The 15,493-nt window shown below is 61.6% G+C and carries 10 protein-coding genes; 4 read left to right on the top strand and 6 right to left on the bottom strand.

Annotated elements, in window-relative coordinates:
- Positions 1-324: 324 nt before the first annotated feature.
- The 4 genes from DVU_RS09330 to DVU_RS09315 form a co-directional block, all read right to left on the bottom strand.
- Positions 325-669, bottom strand: coding sequence for a response regulator (locus DVU_RS09330; protein WP_223294669.1), 345 nt, complete (start codon positions 667-669; stop codon positions 325-327).
- Between the two features lie 71 nt (positions 670-740).
- Positions 741-1,436 (bottom strand): DUF1641 domain-containing protein, encoded by a 696-nt coding sequence (locus DVU_RS09325; protein ID WP_010939255.1) that lies wholly within the window; start codon positions 1,434-1,436, stop codon positions 741-743.
- A gap of 13 nt (positions 1,437-1,449) precedes the next feature.
- Positions 1,450-2,691, bottom strand: coding sequence for a type III sulfide quinone reductase, selenoprotein subtype (gene sqr, locus DVU_RS09320; protein WP_010939254.1), 1,242 nt, complete (start codon positions 2,689-2,691; stop codon positions 1,450-1,452).
- Positions 2,692-2,706: 15 nt separating this feature from the next.
- Positions 2,707-3,228, bottom strand: coding sequence for an RrF2 family transcriptional regulator (locus DVU_RS09315; protein ID WP_010939253.1), 522 nt, complete (start codon positions 3,226-3,228; stop codon positions 2,707-2,709).
- Positions 3,229-3,779: 551 nt separating this feature from the next.
- Here DVU_RS09315 and DVU_RS09310 point away from each other — a divergent pair.
- The 4 genes from DVU_RS09310 (at position 3,780) to DVU_RS09290 (ending at position 9,813) form a co-directional block, all read left to right on the top strand.
- A complete protein-coding gene (locus tag DVU_RS09310; protein ID WP_011792131.1) occupies positions 3,780-4,346 on the top strand; it encodes an RrF2 family transcriptional regulator in 567 nt (188 codons plus the stop codon).
- Between the two features lie 694 nt (positions 4,347-5,040).
- On the top strand, positions 5,041-7,203 hold the full coding sequence (locus tag DVU_RS09300) for a methyl-accepting chemotaxis protein (RefSeq protein WP_010939248.1): 2,163 nt from the start codon (positions 5,041-5,043) through the stop codon (positions 7,201-7,203).
- 5 nt (positions 7,204-7,208) lie between these two features.
- Positions 7,209-7,715 carry a chemotaxis protein CheW gene (locus DVU_RS09295; protein ID WP_223294670.1) on the top strand — a complete coding sequence of 169 codons (507 nt, stop codon included), beginning with the start codon at positions 7,209-7,211 and terminating at the stop codon, positions 7,713-7,715.
- Between the two features lie 4 nt (positions 7,716-7,719).
- Positions 7,720-9,813: a chemotaxis protein CheA gene (locus DVU_RS09290; RefSeq protein WP_010939246.1), complete on the top strand. Its 2,094-nt coding sequence runs from the start codon at positions 7,720-7,722 to the stop codon at positions 9,811-9,813.
- A 221-nt stretch (positions 9,814-10,034) separates the two neighbouring features.
- Here the strand turns inward: DVU_RS09290 and DVU_RS09285 are convergent, their stop codons facing one another.
- Both DVU_RS09285 and DVU_RS09280 read right to left on the bottom strand, forming a co-directional pair.
- Positions 10,035-12,428 (bottom strand): bifunctional diguanylate cyclase/phosphodiesterase, encoded by a 2,394-nt coding sequence (locus tag DVU_RS09285; protein WP_010939245.1) that lies wholly within the window; start codon positions 12,426-12,428, stop codon positions 10,035-10,037.
- Between the two features lie 323 nt (positions 12,429-12,751).
- Positions 12,752-15,424 (bottom strand): PAS domain-containing sensor histidine kinase, encoded by a 2,673-nt coding sequence (locus DVU_RS09280; protein WP_014524366.1) that lies wholly within the window; start codon positions 15,422-15,424, stop codon positions 12,752-12,754.
- Between the last annotated feature and the right edge of the window lie 69 nt (positions 15,425-15,493).

The raw sequence follows: 15,493 nt of genomic DNA, 5'->3' as shown, positions 1-15,493 counted from the left end.
GACGACTTGCGGCGTGGACATAACGCTTGGCATGTGGTGCCGTGCGAGGCGCGAACAGTCTGAAGTCTCGTCACGTCCGTTTGCCAGTTTTCGGAGGGGCCCATGGCCGCGCATGCAGACCGGGTGAACGAGGGGCTGTTGAGCAATGTGCGTGTCATGTCACTGCGTGGGCAGGGCGGACCTCTGACATGGCAGTCTTGCTGGGCGCGTCATCTGCGCTACGTATGGGAAAGGCCGGACTCTGCCGGATAAGACGGATGGGCCGTCCATGCGGGTGTTGCGGGCAGCGAAGCGGACGGCCCATCCGGAGTGCGTGAAAGATGTCTAGGTGAGGATGCGGGTTACGGTTTCAAGCAGCGAAGCGGGGCAGCAGGCCCGGGCGATGGTGGGAACACTGTTGGGGAGTCTCGCGCACCCATTATGCACGACGACAGGAGTGTGCCGCAATGTTTCGTCGCGGCGCAGTCGCGCATAGAGGATTGTTCCGCCGGGCGTGGGGAGGTCCATGTCCAGCGAGATGCAGTCGGGGCGGCTTTTTCGAGCGGTGTCGAGTGCGGAAAGAGCATCGTGGGCGGTACTTACGCTGTAACCGGCTTCGGCGAGCATCTGCGACAGCAGGGCGCGTACTTCCGGGTCCTTATCCACGAGCAGGATGTGCTGTCTGTTCATGGTGCCTCGCAAGCGGAGGAGTTGAAGAAAAGGCCCCGCACCCTCAACGGGTGGCGGGGCCATGCATCATGCTATCCTTTGGAGGAGCAGCAACAGCCGCAGGCGGCGGGGGTGCCGTCACCCCTGAGCTTGCCAAGGGCCTTGAGCACCTCGAGTGCGACACCAAGGCCTTCCTTGGTCTCCTTCGCACCCATCGCGCCGACCATGCCGAACATGCCGACGGGCTTGGCGTTGTCGAGGTCGACAGCACCCAGCATGTCGACAGCCCGCATGAGGAACGTCTGCACCTTCGGGTCTGCCAGCTTCTGCAGCAGGGCCAGCAGGAACACCAGCGACTCGCCAAGGCGCGCGATGTCGTCGGGGGTCGTGGTGTCGAGCATCTTGCCGCCCACGCCCTTGAGGGCCCCAAGCTTGTCGAATACCCCGTCCCGATGCCATTCACCCATGGTGGCGATGATGTGCGGCCACGTGGGAGCGATGGCGGGATGGATGGTACGCCACAGGTCGATGAGGTTCTCAAGCTGGTCGAGGCAGTAGTTGAGATTCGGCACCCCTCGCAGTCCACGGCGCAGCAACTCGAACACGTCGTCGAGATGCACATGCCCGTGCACGTCCTGCAGTTCCGACACCATCAGCCTGAAGGCATGGTTCGAGATGGGGGTAAGGTCCTGTATGAGTTCCTTCGTGCCCTGTGCGCGTTCATGCAGGAAGGCAATCTGCTCTTCCATGCGCTCAAGGCGTTCGAGTATACGTTCTTCGTTGGTCATTTCTTCCTCCGGCCTACTTCTTCCTGAGCAGCGAGGTGTCCTTGCCGTGCAGGTACAGGTTCGGTTCGAACGGCAGTTCGTGGCCCTTGAGCATAAGGTTGAAGTAGACCCACTTGAACATGAGCTTGCCCCAGTAGTTCATGTGGCTTTCGCCGAGCAACTCGCACGGGCCGAGGCCGGGGAAGGGGAACATGCCGGGCAGCGGTTCGACCTCGTAGCTGAAGTCGATGAGCGAGGCCTTCTCGTAACCGGTGAGGATGAAGCAGGTGGAGTGACCGTCGAAGTGGTGGTAGTGCCCTGTGCCTTCGATGTCGGCGAGAAGGTTCTCGGCGATGATGTCGGCCTCATAGTGGGCCACTGAACCGGCCTTGGAGGTCGGCACGTTCGTGGTGTCGCCGATGACGTAGATGTTCTCGTACTTCTTGGACTTGAGCGTCTGCTTGTCGGTGTCCATGTAGCCCATGGGGTCGGCTATGTCGCTTTCGATGAGGAATTCCTGCCCCATGTTCGGCGGAATGGAGACCAGAAGGTCGTAGGGTACTTCGTCGCCGGTGACGGAGTTGATGGTCTTGCTGCCCGGGTCGACGCTGTCCACCACGAAGTTGGGCGTGACCTTGATGTTCTTCGAGTCGCACAGGTCACCGAGAATCTTCGCCGCAACGGGCTTGGTGAATGCGCCGGTGAGGGGCGTCACCAGTTCGATTTCGATGTTCTGGCGCACACCCATCTTGGTGAAGTACCAGTCGGCCATGTACACGAATTCGAGCGGGGCCACCGGGCACTTGATGGGGGTCTCGCAGATGTGGTGGACGAGGCGGCCTTCCTTCATGTGCAGCATCTTCTTGCGAAGGGCCACTGCGCCGTCGGGGGAGTAGAAGTCGTGGATGTTGCCACGCCAGTCGTCGAGAAGACCGTCCACTTCTTCAGGTGCGATGCGGCAGCCCGTGCCCACCACAAGCCAGTCGTAGTCGTAGGAACCGTTTTCGGTCTTGACCACCTTGGCTTCGGGGTCGACGTTGACGATGGTGTCCTGCACGAACTTCACGCCGCGGGGCATGAAATCCTTCTTGGGCTTGATGCAGTCGTCGAGGCTGTAGATGCCGAACGGAATGAACAGCCAACCGGCCTGATAGTGGTGCTTGAGGTCGCGGTCGATGACGGTGATTTCCCACTCGCGTTCATCGAGCTTTTTTCTCATCTTTGTCGCGACCATGGTGCCGCCGGCACCGGCCCCGAGAATGAGCAGCTTCTTCATGCCAGGTCTCCTTGACTATTGGCTTTGGTGTGCGCAGGAGCGACCATGCGCGTATGGTGTTCCGGGTGTCGTCCTGTCGTATTGGGGGTTGCTCATCCGGGCGGCAGGCCGCTTGGTCGAGCGTTCGTTCGCGGTGGGCTGGGTGCTCATGATGTCAGCCAGCGTGTACTGGTCGAGCGTGGCTTCAAGAGCCTTGGCGGCGGATATCCATGCGGTCTTGCAGCGGCAGGGGGTGTCTTCGCAGTCGTCGCCGACGCAGCAGTTGGGAGGCTGGACACCGCCTTCGACCACACGCAGGACATCTCCAAGTGTGACGTCCTCGGGGCGCATGGAAAGCAGATGCCCTCCCGTTGCTCCTCGTACGCTACGCACCATCCCCGCCGTACGGAGTTGGCGAATGATCTTTTCGATGAATTTCACGGAGATGCCAGTGCGGTCTGCAAGCTCGGAGGCAGACACGGGGCCCGCGGCAGGCGTGTGCTGCGCGAGATTGACGAGAAGTCGAGAGGCATAGTGGACTGTCGAGGAAATCCGCATGGAGGCCTCCTACTGCCTGCCCCGAATCGCTTCCTTGCGATGTCGGGGGCATATGATGGCTTTTCAATCTTAATTAATCTGTATCAGATTGAGTTGGTCTGAATTAGAGTAATCCGGATTTTGTGTCAAGCTGAACCGTCCGCGTGTTTCAAAACGCACCTGTGCAGACTGTTCTTGCAAGTCGCTGTTTTATTTGTTTTATCAATTCGAGTGCTTGAGCTGTGTGTGTCGGCCTGTCGCCCAGAAGTCCGCGTGGACGTTGCGTTTGTGATTTTTTGAACGAGAAACGCAGTCTGCCTGTCTTGTCCGGGCGAGTGAGGTGGCCTATGCCTGCGTGGGGGGGGGAAGGGCATGACGGTGTACGTCAAAGACCCGTGGGCGTCCCCCGACAGGTGCAACGCCTCGGCCTGACATCGGGGATTGAGGGCGTAGGGAAATGCAGGGGAGAGAGGTGGCGTTCTGAAGGCAGAGAACGTCTTTTTGTGAATAAGGGCTCAAGAAATCGTTGATTTTTTTAATTCCTATTGACAAGGGAGGAATTGAAAAGCACAATGTCTGCAGGCTTTGGGGAGGCCACCGTTGCCAACACTCATCGGAACGTTGTCATGAAGCTTGCTGCCAAAACTCGCTACGCGGCGCGTATTCTTCTTGCTCTCGCCATGCACGGAGAAGGCGCACCCATGACCACCACATCCCTGTCCGAACGCACAGGGGTCACTGTTCAGTTCATCGAACAGATTCTCAAGACCCTGAAGCGTGGGGGACTCACACGTAGCACCCGGGGGGCAGCAGGGGGGCATACGCTTGCCCGAAAACCGGACGACATTTCTCTCGGCGACATCGTTCGCCTGATGGAAGGGGGCATTCAGCTGACAGTCTGCTGTACCGGTGAGCCCAACGCCTGTTCCCGGAAATCCGATTGCCTTACCCGTAGTGCGTGGATCAAGGCCTCTCAGGCTCTGGAAGCCGCTCTTGATGAAACGTCGCTCACTGCCCTGATGTCAGGTGAGGTGACGCATGACGAGCGCGCGTGTCGTTCACTCGCCCGCACAGGGCTGGCTGATGTGGTCGGACGCAACACCAAACGGGAACGCTCAGACCTTTCCTACGAGATTTGACCGCGCATCGCCTTGTCGCTTCAGACGCCCCCACCGGGGGCGTTTTTTCATTGCAACTTCAAGCCGGGTTGAGGACCGACGCCGCTGATGCAGAAATCCGCCCTCATAGCGGGTGGACACTGGGTCATGGCAAAAGCCCTTCCCGATGACAGCATAGGTGTCCAGGCCGCCCGGAATCACGTGACGCGTTGCGTTGTTCCCGGTCGTTTGCCGCAGGAGTGCCAGCATCGTCTCTCCATGGACTCCTTTCTCACTCGTCGCTGATAGCGTCCACGTGCCCGCCCCTGCCCATCCTCCGGTAGGTCTCTTAGGGCCGGGAGGGGGCGGAGGACGTTTCTCGTTTTCTCATGGGGCTGTTCCATTAAATCGTGCAGGGGTTTGGCCTGCCTCTTGCTTGTCATCGTGCGTCATACTATTGCCCTGTCCGGTTACTGACATGGCGCAGGTGCGGGGCGACGTTCCGCGCCAACCCTCGTGGTCGCCAGCCACAACAGAACGGAGGGGGGTGCCTCGTGTCGCAGGGGCTTGTGGCTGTCTTGTCTTCCTTCATGGATTACGGACCTCCCCCTGCATTTTTTGCCGCCATGCCGAACAGGCATCCGGATGCAATGGAAACTTCATGCGACTGTGGCAGACCGGGCGTATCATGACGCCCTCGGTATCATCTCCGCAGGACTGACAGAAAGGTTGTACTATGTTCAGAAACTATTCGCTGGCAACACGGTTGCTTATGGCCTTCACCGCGTTGCTTTTGCTGGGCGCCGTAGTCGCCACCATGGGCTGGCGGACACAGCACAAGCTCATCGGCGAGATGGAGACCGCGCGCGTGGTTGGTGACATGGTCACGACTTCCGAACGGGCGCGTATCGACGTCCTCTACTATCTGCTCAACGGGCATGAAGAGAGCGCCGGTGAAGTCGATGCCAAGGTGAAGCGGATTCTCGCTTCTGTGGAGCGGATTCGCGGCACTCTGGGGGGACAGGAAGGCGGTGACCTTCAGGCGATAGCGCAGAAGAGTTCAGAATATCAGCTGCTGTTCCGGGAACTCCAAAGCGTGGGTGTCGAGCGGGACAAGACGTTGCAACAGGCAATCGCCGCTGCCAGTCAGGTTACGGACGCGTTCGATGCGCTGTTCGAGGCCTCGATGGCCGCAAGTGCCACCGACGTGGCCGACCGGGTGCAGGAGATGCAGAAGTTGTTCCTGCTCTCCCGTGTCCATATCCTGTACTATCTGTGGCGGGGCAAGCCCGATGACCTGATGCGGGTGCGCGAGTATCTGGACAAGGTGCGTAAGGGTGTAGAACCCTTGCAGCAGTCGGCACTGCGGGCACGGTTCGGTACAGCCCTCGATTCTGCCGTCTCCAGCGTGCGCCAGTACGAGGCCATGGTCGGGGCGTTCACGGAGTTCGAGCCCCGGCGTCGAGCCCTCATGGAGAAGATGGTCGCCAGCGCAACGGTGCTGGCCGACAGCGCAAGAATCCTGCTTGAACGTCAGGATGCGCACACGCAGGAGTCGGTGCGCTTCTCGGCAGCCACTGTCCTAGCCATAAGTCTGACGGCGCTGTTGTTCGGTATCGTGTTCACCGTGCTGACCACTCGCATGATCAAGAAGGGGCTGGGCAGGGCTGTTGCGGCTGCGGAATCCGTCGCAGAGGGCAATGTCGATGTGGTGCTTGAAGTCGACTCGCGTGACGAGATTGGCACACTGCTCACGTCGATGAACAGAATGCTCGAAGCCGAGCGCAAGGTGGCGACTGCCGCAACGGAACTCGCCCGTGGGCAGGCGGTGACCCAGCCAGAACCGCGCGGCCCTCGTGACACCCTGACGCGTGCTCTTGCCGAGATGGTCGCGGTGGAACGCAACATCGCAGAACTTGCCGTCACCATGGCGTCTGGCGACCTGACGCGGCGCATCGCACCACGTAGCGAAGAGGACAAGTTGCTTCGCTCGCTCATGGACATGGTCGAACGCATCAGCTGTGTCGTGCGAGACGTGCAACTCGGTGCAGAGAACGTGGCGGCCGGAAGTGAAGAGTTGAGCGCCACCGCCGAAGCGCTTTCCCAGGGGGCGACGGAGCAGGCGGCCTCTGTCGAGCAGTGCTCCGCTTCGATGGAGGAGATGGCCACCCGCATCGCGCAGAATGCCGAGAACGCCAAGACCACCGAGACCATCGCCCTGCGTGCGGCCGAGGACGCACGTCAATCGGGGCTCGCCGTCGAAGAGACGCTGGTCGCCATGCGCGATATCGCAAGCCGTATCTCCATCATCGAGGAGATTGCGCGACAGACCGACCTCCTGGCGCTCAACGCGGCCATCGAGGCCGCCCGCGCCGGCGAACAGGGCCGCGGCTTCGCGGTTGTCGCCGCCGAAGTGCGCAAACTGGCCGAACGCAGTCAGGCCGCCGCTGCGGAGATCAACAGACTTTCGGCCGCGAGCCTCGACGTTTCGGAACGGGCCGGGTCGCTGCTACACAAGCTTGTTCCCGACATCGCGCGCACAGCGGAACTCGTGCAGGAGATCGCAGCCGCGAGCATCGAACAGCGTGAAGGTGCCGAGCAGGTCAACGACGCCTTGCACATGCTGGATCAGGTCATTCAGCAGAATGCCGCGGCATCGGAAGAGGTCGCCTCAACATCCGAAGAGCTTTCGGCGCAGGCCGGACATCTGCAACGGACTGTCGCCTTCTTCCGTATCCCCGGAGGGGGGACGCGTCCCCGTTCCGCACCGTTCATCGCCGGACAGGAGAAGAAGCCGGGGCAGACCCGGGTCGAGGTTGACGTGCCGAAGGCACCGGCTACCCCCCGGTTGCGGCTCGACCTCTCCGACGATGAAGACGGCGATTTCGAAAGGTTCTAGGTGGCATGATGGATCCGCATACGGCATCCCCTGCCTTGCACATGCTGGCCTTCCGCCTTGGTGACGAGACGGTGGCGATGGACATCCTCTGCGTGCGCGAGGTGCTCGACCCCGGAGATATCACGCGCATTCCGCAGATGCCCGACTACTTTCTGGGGGTCATCAACCTGCGCGGCTATGCCGTTCCGGTGATCGACCTCCGGCACAAGCTCGGCATGGGGCGTGTCGCGCATACGCCAGCCACGCGCATCGTCATTCTCGACCTGCCCGGAGCGGGAGAGTTGCAGCTCATGGGCGTGTTCGCCGACAGCGTTCGCGGCGTGGTGGAGGTCGCCACCGACCAGCTGCTTCCTCCGCCGTCCATGGGGGCGGCTGTTCCGCAGCCCTATCTGCGGGGCATCGTGCGCATCGACAACCGCTTCGTGCTCGTGCTCGACCACGAACGCCTTCTCACGATGGATGAGATAACAGGCATGGCCCTCTCTACGCCGAGTCTGCTGGACAGGAGATGACGGCATGATAGACCGCCCGGCCGTGATGCGCCTCTTCGGGGATGAGGCACGCGAGTTGCTCATCGACATGGAGTCGTTGTTCCTCGAACTGGAACAGACTCCGGACGACAGGGCACTGGTGGCCCGTGTCTTCCGGACGATGCACACGCTCAAGGGAAGCGGGGCGATGTTCGGCTATACCGAAGCTGCGCGCGTCGCCCATGCCCTTGAGGATGTCTTTGACAGGGTACGGCATGGGCGGCTTCCGCTGACATCCGAACTGCTCGGCCTCTGCCTCGAGGCGAAGGACCATCTTCAGACCCTGCTGGAAGGCGACCCCGCCGATGTGCCTGTTGCGGTGCGCGAGGCCTCGGATGCACTCATGCTTCGTATCGCAGCCTTTGAGCATGATGAAGCCGATGTCGACGATGGGCAGGCCGTTCATGCCGCCAAGCCATATGATACTGGTGTTCCCGAACACATGACCATCTCAGGTGATGCGACGGGCGAGGCCGAGGTCTGCCTCTGGGTACGCCTTACGCCAGCAGACGACTGGATGTGGCGAGGGCTTGACCCGTTGCGCCTGCTCGATTCGTTTCGCGGGTACGGGCCATTCGAGGTCGTTCCGGTGTTCGCCGACGGCGGACTGGAACATGTGGGCGAGGTGCCGTTCCCCGTGCGCTGGGAGGGCGTACTCACCGGCCGGGTCTCTGCTGACGTCTTGCGGCAGGACTATGCGTGGCTTCTGGATAGCGAGAACCTGTCGATCATGTCCCTTGGCAAGCGCAGTGACTGTCCTCCGGTGCGAGCCTTGCTTTCCGCAGCCGTGGGGGGGCGCGTGAATGACCCCTTGGCCCTGATGGCCGCTGCCCGCGCCATGGAGAGGGAGGACATCTGCAACTGCATGGATGTCCAGTCTGTGGCGTCGGAGGTCGCCCAGGCTGCCGAGGCGTCATCCTCCAGTATCCGGGTCGAGAGTGCCAAACTCGACAGGCTCGTGGGCTTCGTGGGCGAACTGGTCATCCTGCAATCGCGCCTCTCGCAGCTTGTGCGTGGCGTTCCCGATGATGCCATGCGTGAAGTGGCAGAGGGGCTGGAACGGTTGGCTGGCTCGTTGCGTGACAGTGCCATGTCCATGCGCATGGTGCCCATGGGGTCTACGTTCCACAGCTTCAGACGGCTTGTCCGCGACCTTGCCGCGCAGCTGGGCAAGAAGGTGCTCTTCGAGGCCGAGGGCGGAGATACCGAACTGGACAAGACACTCATCGACCAGTTGCGCGACCCGTTGCTGCATCTTCTGCGTAACGCCATGGACCACGGCATCGAACCTCCCGAGGTGCGGCTGGCGACCGGAAAACCGGAAGAAGGCGTGGTGCGACTCGGGGCCTCACATTCCGGTGGAGAGGTGCATATCTATGTTTCCGACGACGGTGCCGGGGTAGACCTTGAGAAGGTGCGACTCCGTGCCGTCGCCATGGGGCTCATACCGCCCGAGACCGAACCGGATACCGCCACCTTGCTTGCGCTGCTGTATGTTCCAGGCTTCACGACAGCACCGGGCGTCTCGGAGATATCCGGTCGTGGCGTGGGCATGGATGTCGTCCACAGCGCCATCGCCGCGTTGCGAGGTTCGCTGGACATGGAGACGACGCCGGGACGAGGCACCACATGCCATATCAGGCTTCCGCTGACGCTAGCCATCATCGACGGCATGCGCGTCCTTGTGGGCGGTGATTCGTACATCGTGCCCCTGACCATGGTCGAAGCCTGCCTCGAACGCTTCGTGGACGGGGCCGTCCGTACCGTGGAGTGCATCGAATACCGCGGTCGCCTGATTCCGTGCGTCAGCCTGCGGCTTCTTCTCGGTGTGCCGGGCGAACAACCCGGTTACGAACGTGTCATCGTCGCGGGTAAGGAAGGACATGAAGTCGGTTTCGCCGTGGATGCCGTGGTCGGGCTGCAACAGGCGGTCATCAAGGGTGTGGGGAATCTGTGCCGCAACGTCGCATGGATTTCAGGGACGACGGTCGATGCCGATGGCGGCATCTCGCTCATTCTCGATGTGGTGCAGTTGATACGTTTCGCGGTCGGCAGCGTCGGTCCCGAAGCCCATGCCTGACAAATGAGTGTGGGCAGGTACATTCGCTCACAGGCTGACAGTCCGACTGCTTCGGGGAGGGGCAAGACGCACCTTCCGTGTCCACTGTCGGGGGGTGCCCGCTTCACGCCGGTGTGGACGGACCGCAGGTGTCGGGTGACTCAGGGCATCTGACCGGCATGGCGCATGGAATCGGCGTTTCGTCTGCGCAGCATCCCGTACGCGGCCCTTGCATCCTACCGTCAAAACGCACTTTGCGTACCACTGCGGCATACGCAGTCTCCGCTTCCGCCTACGTTCCCGGTCTCGAGGACGTAGGCGTTGCCCGCGATGGCTTTCGCCAGGTGTTTCACATGGGCCGCCCGTTCTCCGATTTCCAGAAGGTTGTTCTCCATACCGCAGTCGAGCACAGCCAGTGAGACCGAAACGAGGGGGAAGTTCCGTTCCACGCCATCACGCCCTCGCGCCATTATCCAGCCCCTCTCTCTGTCTTCGGCAGAATAGCAGTGGCGGACGAGCCTGCCGAAACAACGGGTTATGCCCTTGCAGACCCGGGATGCGAGTTCGGGTGTGGTGATGCACACGAAGTCGTCGCCGCCGATGTGCCCTACAAGGTCGCCCTTCCTCCCGTGCCGCCGTATGGCCCATGCGAGAATGCGCGCCAGTAGCAGGATGATGCGGTCCCCGTTCTTGAATCCGTAGGTGTCGTTGTAGCTCTTGAAGTTGTCGAGGTCGGCGTAGATGAGTGCGAAACGCCGTGCCGAGGCGAGCCGCGTCTCTATCTCCTTCTCGATGGCGACGTTGCCGGGAAGCCCCGAAAGGGGGTTCGTGCCCTTTGCAAGTTCGACCTGCACCTCTGCGATGGTGTGCAGCAGTTTCTGGACGGGGACGATACCGGTGAGTCTTCCCTCGCGTGTGACCAGAAGGTCGTCATAGGCCTGAAGCCGGGGGCGGGCCATGGCGATGCGTGCGGCCTCTTCGGCAGGGGTACTCTCGTCGAGGATGGTCGGTGCGGGGTCCATGACGCACGTGACAGCCCTTCTGGAATAGAGAGCGACTCCGTACTGCGCCGAAAGCTGGCGGTTCAGGTGGTAGTCCATCACCAGACCCATGGGGTGGGTGTTGGCGTCGACCACGGCAAGTCCGTTATGCTGCTGTCCGTCCTCGAAGCGCTTGCGGATGTCGTCGACGAGGGCGTCGGGCGCGACGGTCTGTGCCTCCTCGGCAAGGTCGCCCACAGGCATGGAACACGCCATGCCCGATGTTCCGATATCCAGCGCGGGGCGCAGTCCGCTGAGGTCGATGTACTCCTCGTGCTTCGGGTACGACGGTCGCCCAAGGTAGTACCCTTGCCCGTAGTGCGCCCCCATCCGCAGCAGGATGCTCGCCTCTTCTCTGCACTCGATGCCCTCCGCGATGACCCGTGCGCCGATTTTCTCCGCAAAGTCGATGAACGTCTCGATGAGAGCCTGACGGACGGGGTCGCGATGGATGCCTCGCACCAGCGACATGTCTATCTTGATGAAGTCGGGTTTGAGTTCGGCGATGCTGGCGAGGCCGGAATAGCCTGTGCCTGCGTCGTCGATGGCGATGCCGAATCCCTGCCCGCGATAATGCTCCAGCGTCTTGTAGAACGTGGTCAGGTCTTTGATGGCGTGTCGTTCGGTGATTTCGAAGACGACATCCTCGGGACGCAGCCCCGTGTCACGTAACGCACGGAGTGTGCTGCCCGGTGTGAACTCGGGGTCGGACAACGTGCGGGGGTGGATGTTGAGAAAGAGCTTCTGCCCTGCGGCCAGTGTCCCGGCATCGGCGATGGCATGTTCGCGGCAATTGCGCTCAAGGGCGAAGAGCATACCCATCTCCTCGGCCACGTCGAAGAGCATGGCCGGAGAATGCAGGGGCGAATCGGCAGGCCCACGGGTGAGAGCCTCCCAGGCCATGATGCGACCCGTGGGGAAGTGGACGATGGGCTGGTAGAGTGTGCGCAAGGCGTTCTCCTGAAGTATCGTCTTGAAGTCACGGGCCATGCGCAGGTCGGTGAGGTCCATGTTGCGGTGGGCCATCATGCGCGCATCGTCTAGCGAACGCAGAAAGTCATCTTCGACCGGCCTGTCCGGACGTTTGCGGAAGACGGCGCAACCCGTGTCTATCTGGAGGTCGCGGCCCGACCACAGCAGCGGGCTGTCTTTCACGGCATGGCGGACGGAGTGCTTGAGCGTGTAGGCGATGTCGGCGAGGCGTCTCGTGCGCTGGCGCTGTGCGGGCCAGACAGCCACGAATTCGCCACCTTCCGCGGGAAAGAGTTGCAACGTGCCATCCGGGAGATGCCCCAATTGTGGCAGATGTTCACCAATGCTTGCGGCGATGCTGCGTTCGACACCCGACAGAAGCTCACTGCCGTAGAGTTCATGCAGCAGGGCGTGGTCGACAAGGCGAAGCACGACGATATGCAGCGCGTCATATGCCCGTAACATCTCAAGAGGCGATTCTTCCCACGGTTGCCTCATGGTGCCGGGGCGCTGCGTCCGTGACCTTCCTTCTTCTGTCACCGACGTGTCGGCCAGAGGTTCTTCGCGTGGTGTCGTCTTTAACAGCCCTTTCAGGACATCCAATAATGCTTCGCGGATACGCATTCCACCTCCCCCGGTGTGCATGCATGAAAAGAAGGCACGCGAGATGTATACCCCCGCAGGGTTTCACGGGTGACGGCAGGGTGACAATGCGGTTTCGAACATATGGCTGTGGCCGGTCGTGGGGGAGGAGTCCCTCTTCTGGTCGAGGATTTCGATGAGGGGGGCCGAACGCCCACGAGGGGGCGAGTACCGGGCAGGGCGCGGGGCACGCGCATGGGGGAGACCGTGTCGGTGGCGGATGGGGCGTCGTGTCCTGCCGTGGCTGGTGTGCCCTGCGTCCGGTGATGTCACGCCCGAAGGGCACGGTACAGCGGGGGCGCCAGCTAGAAGGGGAGACGTATGGTGAACTGCACCCCGCCCTCAGGGGCGGCGTCTATGGCGATGGTGCCCCGGTGCTTGGTGGTGATGATGAAATAGCAGATGGAAAGACCAAGCCCCGTTCCCATGCCGACCTCACGAGTGGTGAAAAACGGTTCGAATGCCCGCCGCCGCTGTTCCGCTGTCATGCCCGGCCCGTTGTCTGCGATTTCGAGGCGGATGCCGTTCTCTTCGCTTCGGGTGGTGATGCGGATGCGTGGAGGTGCGTCGTCGGTACGCACACTGACGGCATGGGCGGCATTCTTGAGCAGGTTGAGGATGACCTGTTCGATTTCCGAAGAAGAGCAGTTGAAGGGGGGCAGGTCGGGTTCTTCGTCGCGGAAGACCTCTATCTGTTTGAAGTCGTAGGCCTTGAGCAGGTCGTAATCCGTCTCCACCAGCTCAAGGGCCTTGTCGATGAGGGGGCCGAGGTGCGCGGGCCTGTGCAACCCCTGACTGCGGCGGCTGAACGTCAGCATGTGGCTTACGATGCGCCCAGCGCGTTCTCCGGCTTCCCTGATGCCGTCCAGCAGCATGGGAATCTGCCGGGACTCGACATAGGCCCTTAACTGTTCCATGGTGAGTCCGACTTCCGATGTGGCGTTGACGTTGGCGGGCAGGTCGGCTGTGAGCCTGCGCCGCAGGTTCTGGACGCCTTGAAGGATGGCTCCCAGCGGATTGTTGATCTCATGGGCCATGCCTGCGGCAAGCGCACCGACCGAGACCATCTTTTCCGACTGTACCATCATGTCTTCCAGCGCCACCCGTTCCGTGACGTCCTCGATGCACAGGAAGGCGGCCTTGTCGGCCTCTTGCCCGCCAGCGTCGATGGGGTAGCTGGCGGCTTCGAGATGTCTCATGCGTCCGCTGATGTACTCTTCATTCCTGATGGAAGGTTGGGGGGTTCCAGAGCGAAGGCTGGCACGCAACATCGGGGCGTAGCGGGCAAGAACAGGGGGAAGCGCCTCCACGGTCAGGCCATGCACCGCTTCCGCATCGGTGTCGGCAAATACGGCGGCCCTGCCGTTGATGAAGGTGACACGGCCTGCGCCGTCGACCGTCACGATTGCCCACGGCAGAGCGTCAAGCACGGCATGTAGGCGGCCATGGGCCGCGCTGGAGGTTTCATGCAGCCGGGTGATTTCGTGCTGCAATTCCGACAGCTGGAGAGTGTCCATCACGTGTGGGGTCTCATCGCTGTAAAGGGCGATAATGCTCTGCAGCCTGTCATGATGGTCGCGCACCGGTGAGAAACGCAACCGTAGCCAGCGCCGCGCTTCGCCGTGGACAGATGGAACGGGATGTGCCTCGGTTTCGACTGGGGCACCCGTGAGGGCCTCTTGCACAGCGTTCTCGTGCCCGTTCTGCATGACGAGCGGGTTCTCGAATATGGACGCGGCCGTCATTCCGGGGGCTGTATACGTGTGCATGAGGTCGCGCCACGCGCCATTCGTCTGGAGGATGCTCCCGTCGGGGGCGAGAACAGCGAGCGCGTAGGGCAGCTGTTCCACGACGCGCAGCAAGGCCTGTTCGCGTTGTTCGACGAGCAGGGTGGACTGTTTGAAATCCGTAATGTCCGAAAGCACCGACAGATGTGCCCTGCCCTCATCCCAGGGAATCACGCTGCTGGTGCACTGAACCCATCGCACTCCCTGTCCGGTGTCGCGTAGCCTGAAGACGATACGGGTGGGAGTGGGTTCACCGCGCTGTCGCATCGCCTGTATTCTGGATACGTACAGGGAGTCGTCGGGGTGTACGGCATGGAGAATCCCGTCGTCGGAACCGGGGGTGTTCCCCCCCCTTATCATGTTCGCGAAGGTCTGGTTGTATTTGACGATGTGTCCACCGGCCATGACGTACATGGCTTCTTCGGCGAGGTCGAAGAGTGCGGCGAAACGCGCAGCCGTTGTCGCACAGGCGTTATTCTGACCTTGTAGCGTGGCGATGGTATCTTTGAGTTCGGCAAGACGCTTTCTGACTCTGCCATGCCACGCGGTCAGCGTATAGAGTGCTCCTCCGGTCAACAGCAACGTGGCGAAGACCGCAGTGAAAAGGCTCATGTGGAAGCTGTCTGTGGTGCCTGTCATATCCGCCGTGGCGCAGATGAGCAGGTCGTCTTGCGTCAGTGCCGTGCACGAGAACAGGGTGGGCGCACCAGCCGTGCCGTTCGCGGCTGTCACGTCTATGACGGTGGTGCCTGTTCCGGGCTTGAGGGAATGCTGGAGACGGGCAAGAACCGTCTCTGAAAGGGGGGGGCGCGGGGACAGCGGGGGGGGACCTTGTACGCCATACATCCCTTCGGGAGACGAGGACGCCCGGTAGGTCTTTGCATCAACCATGAAGAGGGCATACCCTGTCCGCGTGACAGTCTCCGCAAGGTGCGCGACGGCAGTGTGAGCGTCTTGATGCGCGTGAAGTTCGGCCGCGCTTGTCACGATGGCCGACAGTCGGCGCTGTGTCGTTTGCAGTTCGTTGTCGTAGCGGTGGTAGGCGGCAAGTGCGAGGACAAGCGTGACCGCCACGCCAAGGGTCAGCAGTATTGCGCTGGCGCGTCCCGCGTTCACCTCCGGAACTCCGGTGTCATGCGAAGCAGAGGGGGCATCCGCTACGCGCGCTTCATGTTCGAAGGTGCTTTTCATTCGGTTCCGCTGCTGTTAGGTGTCGCACACATGAAAACGCTAGCATCTTTTCGCGTGGGCGAGAACCGT

This window comes from Nitratidesulfovibrio vulgaris str. Hildenborough, assembly GCF_000195755.1.
Classification (GTDB): Bacteria; Desulfobacterota; Desulfovibrionia; order Desulfovibrionales; family Desulfovibrionaceae; genus Nitratidesulfovibrio; species Nitratidesulfovibrio vulgaris.
The sequence above is the reverse complement of the archived record's forward strand: the minus strand, read 5'-3'. Positions and strand labels throughout refer to the sequence as shown.

Coding starts and splice junctions, on each gene's coding strand:
- DVU_RS09330 (WP_223294669.1), bottom strand. CDS start 669: ATGAACAGACAGCACATCCTGCTCGTGGATAAGGACCCGGAAGTACGC.
- DVU_RS09325 (WP_010939255.1), bottom strand. CDS start 1,436: ATGACCAACGAAGAACGTATACTCGAACGCCTTGAGCGCATGGAAGAG.
- sqr (WP_010939254.1), bottom strand. CDS start 2,691: ATGAAGAAGCTGCTCATTCTCGGGGCCGGTGCCGGCGGCACCATGGTC.
- DVU_RS09315 (WP_010939253.1), bottom strand. CDS start 3,228: ATGCGGATTTCCTCGACAGTCCACTATGCCTCTCGACTTCTCGTCAAT.
- DVU_RS09310 (WP_011792131.1), top strand. CDS start 3,780: ATGTCTGCAGGCTTTGGGGAGGCCACCGTTGCCAACACTCATCGGAAC.
- DVU_RS09300 (WP_010939248.1), top strand. CDS start 5,041: ATGTTCAGAAACTATTCGCTGGCAACACGGTTGCTTATGGCCTTCACC.
- DVU_RS09295 (WP_223294670.1), top strand. CDS start 7,209: ATGATGGATCCGCATACGGCATCCCCTGCCTTGCACATGCTGGCCTTC.
- DVU_RS09290 (WP_010939246.1), top strand. CDS start 7,720: ATGATAGACCGCCCGGCCGTGATGCGCCTCTTCGGGGATGAGGCACGC.
- DVU_RS09285 (WP_010939245.1), bottom strand. CDS start 12,428: ATGCGTATCCGCGAAGCATTATTGGATGTCCTGAAAGGGCTGTTAAAG.
- DVU_RS09280 (WP_014524366.1), bottom strand. CDS start 15,424: ATGAAAAGCACCTTCGAACATGAAGCGCGCGTAGCGGATGCCCCCTCT.